Raw genomic sequence first — 11783 nt, forward strand, 5'->3', positions numbered from 1 at the left:
CGCTATTGCCGCAACGAATCGAGGTCGATCACGAAGCGGTACTTCACGTCGCTCTTCAACATCCGCTCGTAAGCTTGATTGATACCTTGCATCGAAATCATTTCAATCTCTGAAGTGATACCGTGCTGACCACAGAAGTCGAGCATTTCCTGTGTTTCGGCAATCCCGCCGATCAGCGAGCCGGCGAGACGACGACGCTTGAAGATCAAGTTGAATACTTGCGGCGACGGGTGATCGTGCTCCGGTGCGCCAACGAGCGTCATCGTCGCGTCACGCTTGAGCAAGCCGATGAACGGATTGAGATCGTGTTGCGCCGCCACCGTGTTGAGGATGAAATCGAAGCTATTCGCATGCGCCTGCATGTGCGCCGGGTCTTTTGAAATCACGACTTCGTGTGCACCAAGGCGTTTCGCGTCCTCGATTTTCGACGGCGAAGTCGTAAACAGCACGACGTGAGCGCCCATCGCACGCGCGAGCTTCACGCCCATATGGCCAAGCCCGCCCAGGCCGACGATGCCGACCTTCTTGCCGGGGCCGGCACCCCATTGGCGCAGCGGCGAGTAGGTCGTGATGCCCGCGCACAGCAGCGGTGCCGCGCCGGCAGGATCGAGGTTGGCCGGCACGCTCAGCACGAACGCTTCGTCGACGACGAGGTTCGTCGAATAGCCGCCGTACGTGGTTTCGCCGCTCTCGCGATCGACACCGTTGTACGTGCCGACGAAGCCGTTTTCGCAGTACTGCTCGAGACCTTCGGCGCAGCTCGCGCACGTACGACACGAATCGACGAGGCAACCCACGCCGACGAGATCGCCGCTCTTGTAGCGCGTGACCGCCGAGCCGACTTTCGTCACGCGGCCGACGATTTCATGCCCAGGCACCACGGGATAGATCGTATTGCGCCATTCGTTGCGTGCTTGATGGAGATCCGAGTGGCAGACGCCGCAAAACAGCACCTCGATCTGCACGTCGTGCTCGCGCGGGTCGCGGCGTTGAATGTCGAAAGGAACGAGGGGAGAATCGGCGTCCTTCGCTGCGTATCCGTGAGTCTTGTACATGGATGATGGCTCCTGCAAAATGCGGCGCTCCGACGTGGAGCTTCGCAGGTGCTCATAGTAGGAAGCGACTCGCGCCTACGGAATGCCTGAATCTATCGAACGTTTGCCTTTTTCTCTCGGCCGGCGGCGGAAAGGCGAAATCGGCGCTATATTTCGAGCCTGTTTCTCCTAATCAACGCGTTCGACGGCCATGCCCATCCCCGCCTCGACTTCTCCATTCGTCAGTCCCGCGCAAGCGCGCATGGTCGAATTGCTGGCGACGCTTGCGCCCGACGAAGGGTTCACCTGCTCGTCGCTCGACGGCGTGAAGTTCATGCGGACGAACGTATCGATACCGCGCGTGCCGGTCATGTACGAGCCCTCCATCGTCATCGTCGCGCAAGGGCGCAAGAAGGGCTTTCTCGGAAGCCAGGCTTTCATTTACGATGCGCAGCACTATCTCGTGCTGGCCGTGCCGCTGCCGTTCGAGTGCGAAACCGAGGCAACGGCCGACGAGCCGATGCTGGCCATTTCGATCCGTATCGATCTCGCCGTCATCGCGGAGCTCTTGATGATGCTCAACGATGCGCGCGGGCCGATCGACAGCGAACCGCGTGCCATCTATGCCACGCCGCTCGATCCCACGTTGAGCGACGCGGTGCTCAGGCTGCTCGAATCGCTCGCCTCGCCCCACGATGCCCGCATTCTCGGGCCCGCGATCGTGCGCGAAATCTGCTATCGCGTGCTGACGGGGTCGCAAGGCGATATGATCCGCGTGGCCCTGACCCATCAAGATCATTTCGGCCGAATTTCAAAAGCCTTGCGCCGCATTCATGCGGACTTCGCTCTCGATCTCGACGTCCCCACGCTCGCACGAGAAGCGGGCATGAGCCTCGCCGTCTTTCATACGCAGTTCAAAGCGGTCACCGAAACCTCGCCGATGCAATATGTGAAGACGACTCGGCTGCATCATGCGCGTTTGCTGATGGTGCAGAACGGACTGAACGTCAGTGCGGCCGCCACGCGCGTGGGCTACGAAAGCGCCTCGCAATTCAGCCGCGAATTCAAGCGGCTGTTCGGGGTGAGCCCTGTCGACGACGTCAAGCGTATGCGCGGCGACGAACCGCCGCCGCGCTACGTCACCGCCGAATAACGTCGTCCGTTCGAGTCGCTCGACGTCGACCGACACGCCTACCGCTGTGCATCGCCGAAACGATACTCATGCGTGAGTTCGTCGAGTTTCGCTTTCAGTTGCGGATCGAGTTTCAAATCCACGGCGGCCAAGGTGTCGGCCAATTGCTCAGGACGGCTCGCACCCAGGATGGCGGACGTGATCGCGTTGTTGGCCAATACCCATGCAACGGCCACGGTCGGCAGCGAAAGGCCGGCATCGGCCGTCAGCTTCTTGAGCGCCTCGATGGTAGCGAACTCGCGCTCGTGCCAATACCGGCTTTGATACATCTCGCCCGCCGTCCCGACGGTGAAACGGCCTTCAGGCGGCGCGCTGTCGTGCCGATGCTTGCCCGTGAGCAGCCCGCCCGCGAGCGGGTTATAAGGTAGGACTGCTAAGCGTTCTTCCTCGGCGAGCGGCAGCAGTTCGCGTTCGATCTGACGAAACAACAAGTTGTAGCGCGGCTGAACCGACGTGAAGCGCGCGGTGCGCAGAACGTCCGCGCGGCCCAACGCCTTGGCAAGCCGATAAGCCAAGAAATTCGACACGCCGACATAGCGCGCGCGGCCCGAGCGCACGATGACGTCGAGCGCCTCGAGCGTTTCGTCGAGCGGCGTCTCGCGATCGTCGGAATGCAACTGATACAAATCGACGTAGTCGGTACCGAGCCGCCGCAACGAGGCGTCGACGGCATCGAGCAAATGCTTGCGGGAGGCACCTTGGTCCCAAGGCGACGGGCCCATTTTGCCGACGGCTTTCGTCGCGAGCACGTAACGCTCGCGCTTGCCCTTGAGCCAACGGCCGACGATTTCTTCGGTCCGGCCGACACGCGACTCGCCGCCGCCGAGCGGATAGACGTCCGCGGTATCGAAGAAGGTCACGCCGGCATCGGCCGCCGTATCCATGATCCGGATCGACGTCGGCTCGTCGATCTGAAAGCCGAACGTCATCGTCCCGAGACACGCGCGCGACACGCTGAGCCCCGTGGCGCCGAACTTACGGTATTCCATCGCATTCTCCCGAAGCGCGCCGCGTTAGGCGGCAAAGGCGAAAGCATAAACCCTCTTCGGTGAGGACGTGGTCCACGCCGGCAGACTCACTGCGTGCTCCGATGAATAGGAAAGGAAATCTTCGGACGATTTCACCATGGACCTCCGCGGCAGGCAGGGCCACATCCAATGCCGCGAAACGATGCCTAATGGCCGCGTTGTTCGGTCAATGGGTTCACGAATTCGCACCGTATTCTGCACAGGTCATAAAGGCGCTCGGACCGCGCCCGCCGTCTTACATGGAGCGATATGCACAAGCCTGCCCTTCCGTCGAACGAAGCCGCGCGCACCGCGCTGCTGCACTCGCTGCATGTTCTCGACACGCCGCCGAACGAGCGCTTCGATCGATTGACGCGTCTCGCCGAGCGCCTGTTCGGCGTACCGATCTCGGCGGTCTCGCTCGTCGATAGCGATCGGCAATGGTTCAAGTCGTGCGTCGGGCTTGCCGTGACGGAAACGTCGCGCGACATATCGTTTTGCGGACACACGATCCTGGGCGACGATCTCTTGGTGATCGAAGACGCGCGTACCGACCCGCGATTCTTCGACAACCCCTTGGTCACCGGCGATCTCAGCGTTCGCTTCTACGCGGGATGCCCGCTGACGCTCGAAGGCGATCTGCGTGTCGGTGCGTTATGCATCGTCGACAAGAAGCCGCGCAAGTTCGACGAAGCGGAGCGCGGCTTGCTGCGCGACCTCGGCCGCATCGCCGAGCGCGAGCTCGAAATGCTGCTACTGGCGGCGACCGACGATCTGACCGGCCTCTCGAACCGGCGTGGCTTCGAAGCGCTCGGGCTGCACCTGCTGCAGCTCTGCAAGCGGGGCGGCTCGCGCGCATCGGTACTCTTCTTCGATCTGAACGGGTTCAAGCAAATCAACGATGAATACGGCCACGCCGAAGGCGACCGCGCGATCGTCGGCTTCGCGAACGTGCTGCGCGCATCTTTGCGCGAAACGGACGTGCTCGCTCGGCTGGGCGGCGATGAGTTCGTGGCGCTCGTCGTCGGCGCGGAAGCGGGCACCGAGGCACGCATCATCGAGCGCGTTCAACTAGGCGTCGAACGCTATAACCACGATGCACGGCGCGGTTACGACTTGAGATTCAGCGTCGGATGCGCGCCATTCGACGGGGCAAAGGAAACGTCGATTGCCGACTTGATCGCCGTTGCCGATCACGCGATGTATGCGAACAAACGTGCGGGGCGAGCGGCGCGTGCGCTCGATGCGAAATTGACCCAGTACGGCGCGCTGATAGATGCTTAGTATTCCTAAATAGTAAAGCCGGATCTCGCTGCCTTCAGCGGGAAGAAAAGCTCAGCAAGTCGCACGCGCCGCGACCGCTTCCTGCTCGGCGCGCCAAGCATGGTAATCGGCACGCGTCCAATCGAGCTCCAGCCCGATGCGGCGCGTGCCTTCGCGAATCTTCGGCTTGTGCAACGCAAGCGTCAACGTCTCGAGCACGGGCCATTGCGTAAACGACAACGCCGCGACCTCGACAGCCAGCGTTTCGAGCAGGCGCGTATGGGGCTTCTCGGCGAGAAACGCCGTCACTTGCTGACAATAGCGTTCATAGTCGATCCAACCGTCGGCCGCTTCCGACGGCGCGCACCGGTAACCCAGGCGGGCGTCGACGACGACACGTTGCGGTGCGGCATACTCGTGCGCATGGATGCCCACGCGCGTGTGGGCGATCAAGCCGTCGACGAATACATACCAGCCGCGACCGCGACGCGCGGCAGCCACGTCGTGCAGCAACGCGCCGCGAACGGCAAACGGCTCGGCGGGCTTCACGATACGATCGGCGCGGCCGCGTCGAGCATGATGCGGCAGAAGTAGTCGGCGAAACTGCGGCGCACGACGAGTTCGAACGTGTCGTAAGCCGTCGGGATCAACACGATCGACGCCTTGAAGTAATGGCTTTGCGCGCACTGCCCCCGCTGCAGCACCTGCGGATGCAGATCGAGCGGGCATCCGCGCGCAATCACCTCGCGCACACGCTCGCCGCTCGCTTCGAGCACCGTGTACCCGCTGCCCACGTCGACCGCGGACGCGAACAGCGTGCCGAATGCCGTACGCAATTTTCCTTCGAGCTCGGGCACGCGCGCCTCGTTCGAGCGGACGAGCCACTCATCGGGGCCAAGCCAAATCGCCTCGTACTCGCTACCCCGCACGGCCGTATTCGGCTTGGTCGGCAGGCGCGCACCGATCACGCTTTCCACCGCGGCGACGAATGCGCCATCGCGCGCATCGCCGCGCACGTTGGCAAGATCGAGGAACGGCCGCTCGCGCAAGCGAAACAGCTTCGATTGCAGCGCTTGATCAGCGTCGAGCAACGCTTGCGCGCCCACGAGCGGCGATTCGAGCGGCGTGCGAACACCGGCAACGGCCGTATTGTTTCTGCTTTCATTCCACATGCTGACGCACTCCTTCGGTGTCGTAGAAGACAGGGCTCGTGATGGTCGCCGCCATCGATTTACCGTTCAGATCCACCGATACCTTCTCGCCCATCTTGCCGAGGCCGCCCTTGACGACGGCCATCGCGATCGAACGCTTCAAGATCGGGCTGTAGTAGCTCGACGTCACATGGCCGAGCATCGGCACCGGATCCGCAGCCACTTGATTCGCCGCCGGCCCATTGATGCCGTGCGCCAAAATCTGGCTGCCTTCGGGCAGGACATACGACGTATCGTCGGTTAGGAGTCCTACCAATTGCTTGCGTCCTTCCTTCGCCGTGTCCGAGCGCCTCAGAGAACGCTTGCCGAGGCAGTCCTTCGTTTTGGCCACGAGCCCGCCCATCCCGAGATCGAACGGCGTCATCGAGCCGTCCGTGTCTTGGCCGACGATGATGTAGCCCTTCTCCGCCCGCAGCACGTGCATCGTTTCCGTACCGTACGGCGTGATGTCGAACGCTTCGCCGGCCGCCATCAAGGCTTCCCACACGGCGCGGCCCGCATTGGCCGGCACGTTGACTTCATAAGCGAGTTCGCCCGAGAAGCTGATCCGCATCACACGGGCCGGCACCTCGGCCACGGTGCCTTCCCTGAACGTCATGAACGGGAATGCTTCATTCGAAAAATCGATGTCGCGACACACCTTGCGCAACACCTTGCGGCTGCTCGGGCCGACTACGGCGAACGTAGCAAAGTGATCGGTGACCGATGTCATCCGCACTTTCATATCGGGCCATTCCGTCTGTACCCAGCGCTCGAGCCAAGTCAGCACGCGCGCGGCGCCGCCGGACGTGGTCGACATCAGATAGTGCTGCTCGCCGAGCCGCACCGTCACGCCGTCGTCGAACACCATGCCGTTCTCGTCGAGCATGAGGCCATAGCGGCACTTGCCGACTTCGAGCTTCGACCACGGGTTCGTATAAACCCAATTGAGCAGCTTGGCGGCATCGGGGCCCTGCACGTCGATCTTGCCGAGCGTCGAGGCATCCATGATGCCGACACTCGTTCGGACTGCTAAACATTCGCGCGCAACGGCTGCGTGCAAGTCTTCGCTGCCCTTCGGAAAGTACCAGGGGCGCTTCCAATTTCCGACGTCTTCGAACAGCGCGCCGTGTTCGACGTGCCATTCGTGGATGCACGTCTTGCGAATCGGGTCGATGAAATCGCCGATCTCGCGCCCCGCGATCGCGCCGAACGTGACGGGCGTGTAGTTCGGGCGGAACGTCGTCGTGCCCGTCTCGGGAATCGTCTTGCCGAGCGCTTGCGCGAGGATCGCCATCCCGTTGATATTGCCGAGCTTGCCTTGGTCGGTACCGAAGCCCATCGCGGTGTAGCGCTTCACGTGCTCCACCGATTCGAAGCCTTCGCGCGCGGCCAGCAAGATGTCGGCTGCGGACACGTCGTTTTGGAAGTCGACGAACTGTTTCGGCCCGCGCGCGGCACGTTCATGCGTACCCACGAGCCAGAGCGGCATGATCGCGGACTCCTTGATATCGGCCACTTGCGGCGAAGCCGGCCGCGATGCCGTCTTCAATCCGAGCGACTGCGCAGCCTCTATGCCCGCGTCGAGCGCGAGCCGCAACCCGCGCGCCAAGCCGAACTCGCCCGACGCGGCGCCGACGCTGACCTCGGCCTGCATCCGCTTGCCCGGAACGAAACACGCCTTCTCGTCATGCCAATGCGCCTTGCCGCCCGATTGCGCGAACAGGTGCAGCACAGGGCTCCATCCGCCCGACATGGCGACGAGATCGCACGCCAAGGTGGCGGCATGCGCGCCCACCGTTCCTTGCGCGAACGATGCCACTTCGACGGAAGACACCCGCCACTTGCCGTTTGCCTTCGTGACCACGGCGCCGCTCATCACGACTACGCCGTGACGGCGCGCGGCCGCGGGCAGCGATCCGTCGCTCTGCGCGCGCGGATCGACGACCGTGACCTTCGCTCCGCTCGCTTTCAGATCGAGCGCGCATTGATACCCGTCATCGTTGTTCGTGAAGACGACGGCCTCACGCCCCGGCAGCACGCCGTAGCGCTGGATGTACGTCGATACCGCGGACGCGAGCATGATGCCGGGCAAATCGTTGTAACCGAATACGAGCGGCCGTTCATGCGCGCCGGTCGCCAAGATCACGCGCTTGGCGCGAATCTTCCAGACGAGTTCGCGCGTGCCTTTGCGCATCGACACCGGCAGATGATCGGTCAAGCGTTGCACGACCGTCACGAGGTTGTGGTCTTGATAGCCGAACGCGGTGCTGCGCGACAAAACCTTGACATCGGGCATCTGCGACAGCGCGTGCTCGATCTTTTCGACCCATTGCATCGCGCCCTTACCGTCGATCTGCGCGCGGCACGAGAGCAGCGAGCCACCCAGTTCGCGCTGATCGTCGACGAGGAACACGCGCGCACCGGCGCTGCCTGCCGCGTGGGCCGCGGCCAACCCCGAAGGGCCGCCGCCGATCACGAGCACGTCGCAGTGCGCGAAGCACTTGTCGTAGCGATCGGCGTCGCGCGTGTCGGGCGCCTTGCCGAGCCCCGCTGCCTCGCGGATTTTCTCTTCGTACTTCGGCCACCATTTGCGCGGCCACATGAACGTCTTGTAATAAAAGCCGGCCGGAATGAAGCGCGCGATCTTCTGATTGATCGCGAGGCGGTCGTTCTCGAGCGAAGGCTCGGCGTTGACGCTCGTCGCGACGAGCCCTTGGTACAGTTCGACTTCCGTCGCGCGCGCGTTCGGCACGCTGTACGCCCCGCTTTCGAGTTGCACGATCGCATTCGGCTCTTCGACGCCGGCCGTCACAATGCCGCGCGGGCGATGGTATTTCCAGCTTCGCGCGACGAAATGCACGCCGTTGGCGAGCAACGCCGATGCGAGCGTGTCGCCCTGATAACCCTGATACGTGCGCCCGTTGAACGTGAACGTCAGCGGGATCGCTCGATTGATCCGCCCACCCGCGCCCAGTCGATCCTTTTGATCCTTTTGATTGCTCATGTTATTTGCCCCCTTGCGTACTCTTGCGCGCGGCCGCATTGGGCTCGCTTGTGCCCGGCGCCGTCGCGCCGCCGAACGTGTCGTAGCCCTGGAACGCGTACGACACCGTATCGCGCGTCGCCATGAACCAGCGGCGGCACCCTTGCGTATGCAGCCATTGCTCGCGGTGAACGCCACGCGGATTCTTGCGCATGAACAGGTAGTCGCCCCACTCGCGATCGTTCAGTTTCTCGGGCTCGAGCGGACGAGCGATATCGGCCTCCCCGCCGCAGGAAAATTCGCTTTCGGCGCGCGGCCCGCACCAAGGGCATTCGATCAGCAACATGTCAGTCTCCTTGGCGGATTAGTGCGCAACGGCGGCGGCGCCGTGCTCGTCGATGAGGTGGCCTGTGTAGAAGCGGTCCAGCGAGAACGGTGCGTTCAAAGGATGCGGTGCATCGTTCGCGATCGTATGGGCGAACACCCAGCCCGATCCCGGCGTGGCTTTGAAGCCACCCGTGCCCCACCCGCAGTTGAAATAGAGGCCCTTCACGTCGGTTTTGCCGATGATCGGGCAGGCATCGGGGGAAACGTCGACGATGCCGCCCCACTGGCGATTCATGCGCACGCGCGAGAACACGGGAAACATTTCGACGATGGCTTGCAGCGTGCTCTCGATGATGTGAAAGCTGCCGCGCTGGCCAAAGCCCGTGTACTGATCGATGCCGGCGCCGATCACGAGGTCGCCCTTGTCGGATTGGCTGATATACGCGTGCACCGCGTTCGACATCACGACGGTATTGACCACGGGCTTGATCGGTTCGGAGACGAGCGCCTGCAGCGGGTGGCTTTCGAGCGGCAGACGCACACCGGCCATGTCGGCGAGCGTCGTGGTATTGCCGGCGGCGACGACGGCAACCTTTTTCGCTTTGATGAAGCCTTTCACGGTCTCGACGCCAATTACGGCGCCGCCATCGCGGCGAATGCCCGTGACTTGGCAGTTCTGAATGATGTCGACACCGTGTGCATCGGCACCGCGCGCGAAACCCCATGCCACGGCATCGTGACGCGCCACGCCGCCGCGGCGCTGGAACGATGCGCCGAGTACCGGATAGCGTGCGTTCAGATTGATCGTCGGTTCGATCTCCTTGATTTGCTCGGGCGTCAAGAATTCGGCATCGACGCCGTTGAGCCGGTTCGCATTCACGCGCCGCTGCGTGTCGCGCACGTCTTGCAGCGTATGGGCGAGATTCATCACCCCGCGCTGGCTGAACATCACGTTGTAGTTGACGTCCTGCGACAACCCCTCCCACAGCTTCATCGCTTTTTCGTAGAGCGCCGCCGATTCATCCCATAGATAGTTCGAGCGAATGATCGTCGTGTTGCGCGCCGTATTGCCACCGCCGATCCATCCTTTTTCGAGCACGGCGATGTTGCGCACGCCGTGCTCCTTCGCCAGGTAATACGCCGTGGCGAGACCATGCCCGCCGCCGCCGACGATCACGACGTCGTACTCGCGCTTGGGTTCGGGGCTGCGCCACTGGCGCTCCCAGTTCTCGTGATACGACAACCCGTTGCGTACCAAACTGAATATCGAAAAGCGGCTCATAGCGGTGGTCTCGATGGGTCGATTAGCATTCGATGACGTTCACGGCCAATCCGCCGCGAGACGTCTCCTTGTATTTGGTCTTCATGTCGGCGCCCGTCTCGCGCATCGTCTTGATGACCGAATCGAGCGAAACGTAGTGATCGCCGTCGCCTTTGAGCGCCATGCGCGACGCATTCAGCGCCTTGATCGCACCCATCGCGTTGCGCTCGATGCACGGAATCTGCACGAGGCCGCCAACGGGGTCGCACGTCATGCCGAGATTGTGTTCCATACCGATCTCGGCAGCATTCTCGACCTGCCGGGGCGTGCCGCCCATCACGGCCGCAAGGGCCGCCGCGGCCATCGAGCAGGCGACGCCGACCTCGCCTTGGCAGCCCACTTCCGCGCCCGAGATCGATGCCGTTTCCTTGTAGATGATGCCGATGGCAGCCGCCGTCAGCAGAAAATCGACGATGCCGTCGTCGTTCGCGCCGGGCACGAACTTCACGTAGTAATGCAGCACCGCGGGTATGACGCCGGCCGCGCCGTTCGTCGGTGCAGTGACGACGCGCCCGCCGGCCGCGTTTTCTTCGTTGACGGCCATCGCGTAGAGGTTGACCCAATCGAGCATCGAAAGCGGATCGCGCAGCGATTCTTCCGACCGTGCACGCAAGTGCTTGGCAAGCTCGGCGGCACGACGCTTCACGCGCATCGGGCCCGGCAGTTCGCCTTCCGTGCGGCAGCCGCGTTCGACACAGGCGGCCATCGCGCGCCAGATCGCCAGCAGTCCTTCGCGCACGTCGGCGGGCGAGCGCGACACGCATTCGTTCTCGAACGCGACTTGGGCGATCGATCGCCCGCTGTCGCGGCATGCGCGCAGCAGATCGGCGCCCGTGCGGAACGGATGCGGCACCTCCGCGCCGGCACGCACGCCGTTGACGCGATCTCCGTCGCGGTTGACGACGAAACCGCCGCCCACCGAGTAATACTCTTTTTCGACGAGCAACTGGCCATGCTCGTCGAACGCCTGAAAGCGCATGCCGTTCGGGTGGACGACGTTCGTGCCGCTCATGAGCTTGCGATAGAACGACACATCCTCCTTCTCGTCGAAGCGAATCTCGTCGCGGCCCATCAGCCGCAGCGATTTGCCGGCGCGAATCGCTGCCAGGCGCGGCGCGATCAGATCGGGATCGATCGCGTCGGGCAAATGGCCTTCGAGCCCGAGCAGCACTGCCTTGTCGGTGCCATGGCCTTTTCCCGTGGCGCCGAGCGATCCGTAGAGTTCGACTTTGATGCGGCGCACGTAGGCAAGCAGATTGGCGTCTTCCACGTGCGAGACGAAACCGCAGGCGGCAATCATCGGCCCGACCGTATGGGAGCTCGACGGGCCGATGCCGATCTTGAACAAATCGAAGATGCTGACGTTCATGGGGCTGCCTTGCGATGAGTATCGTTGGGAGGGTGGATCGACAGTTTGCGAACCACCGCGCTTGGACGTCAGTACACCAAAGCGTAAAATCCGC

General features: G+C 63.0%; 10 protein-coding genes. 2 read left to right on the forward strand and 8 right to left on the reverse strand.

All coding sequences use genetic code 11. From position 1 onward, the window contains the following. Positions 1 to 2: 2 nt before the first annotated feature. Positions 3 to 1055, reverse strand: a complete 1053-nt coding sequence (locus J3485_RS23920; protein ID WP_206956801.1) for an NAD(P)-dependent alcohol dehydrogenase — start codon at positions 1053 to 1055, stop codon at positions 3 to 5. 190 nt (positions 1056 to 1245) lie between these two features. On the opposite strand from J3485_RS23920, the gene J3485_RS23925 reads away from it, so the two are divergent. Further along, a complete protein-coding gene (locus tag J3485_RS23925; protein ID WP_206956803.1) occupies positions 1246 to 2187 on the forward strand; it encodes an AraC family transcriptional regulator in 942 nt (313 codons plus the stop codon). Positions 2188 to 2225: 38 nt separating this feature from the next. Here J3485_RS23925 and J3485_RS23930 read toward each other — a convergent pair whose 3' ends face one another. Then, a complete protein-coding gene (locus J3485_RS23930) occupies positions 2226 to 3215 on the reverse strand; it encodes an aldo/keto reductase (protein ID WP_206956805.1) in 990 nt (329 codons plus the stop codon). A 288-nt stretch (positions 3216 to 3503) separates the two neighbouring features. Between J3485_RS23930 and J3485_RS23935 the strand changes: the two genes are divergently transcribed. Beyond that, entirely contained in the window at positions 3504 to 4517 is a 1014-nt protein-coding gene (locus J3485_RS23935) for a GGDEF domain-containing protein (RefSeq protein ID WP_206956807.1), read from the forward strand. Between the two features lie 51 nt (positions 4518 to 4568). Here J3485_RS23935 and J3485_RS23940 read toward each other — a convergent pair whose 3' ends face one another. Genes J3485_RS23940 through J3485_RS23960 form a run of 6 tightly spaced genes read right to left on the reverse strand, consistent with a single transcriptional unit; the run spans position 4569 to position 11689 of the window. Further along, the gene (locus J3485_RS23940; protein WP_374192461.1) at positions 4569 to 5045 is read right to left on the reverse strand and encodes a dihydroneopterin aldolase; all 477 of its coding nucleotides are present in this window, start codon (positions 5043 to 5045) and stop codon (positions 4569 to 4571) included. Further along, positions 5042 to 5668 (reverse strand): sarcosine oxidase subunit gamma, encoded by a 627-nt coding sequence (locus J3485_RS29110; protein WP_242538908.1) that lies wholly within the window; start codon positions 5666 to 5668, stop codon positions 5042 to 5044. The genes J3485_RS23940 and J3485_RS29110 overlap by 4 nt, the downstream gene beginning before the upstream one ends. Beyond that, positions 5658 to 8693 carry a sarcosine oxidase subunit alpha family protein gene (locus tag J3485_RS23945; protein ID WP_206956810.1) on the reverse strand — a complete coding sequence of 1012 codons (3036 nt, stop codon included), beginning with the start codon at positions 8691 to 8693 and terminating at the stop codon, positions 5658 to 5660. The genes J3485_RS29110 and J3485_RS23945 overlap by 11 nt, the downstream gene beginning before the upstream one ends. 1 nt (position 8694) lies before the next feature. Then, positions 8695 to 9018 carry a sarcosine oxidase subunit delta gene (locus J3485_RS23950; protein WP_206956812.1) on the reverse strand — a complete coding sequence of 108 codons (324 nt, stop codon included), beginning with the start codon at positions 9016 to 9018 and terminating at the stop codon, positions 8695 to 8697. A gap of 18 nt (positions 9019 to 9036) precedes the next feature. Next, positions 9037 to 10281, reverse strand: a complete 1245-nt coding sequence (locus J3485_RS23955; RefSeq protein ID WP_206956814.1) for a sarcosine oxidase subunit beta family protein — start codon at positions 10279 to 10281, stop codon at positions 9037 to 9039. A gap of 22 nt (positions 10282 to 10303) precedes the next feature. Next, a complete protein-coding gene (locus J3485_RS23960) occupies positions 10304 to 11689 on the reverse strand; it encodes an L-serine ammonia-lyase (RefSeq protein WP_206956819.1) in 1386 nt (461 codons plus the stop codon). Positions 11690 to 11783: the final 94 nt, after the last annotated feature.

Source organism: Trinickia acidisoli (assembly GCF_017315725.1).
GTDB lineage: Bacteria > Pseudomonadota > Gammaproteobacteria > Burkholderiales > Burkholderiaceae > Trinickia > Trinickia acidisoli.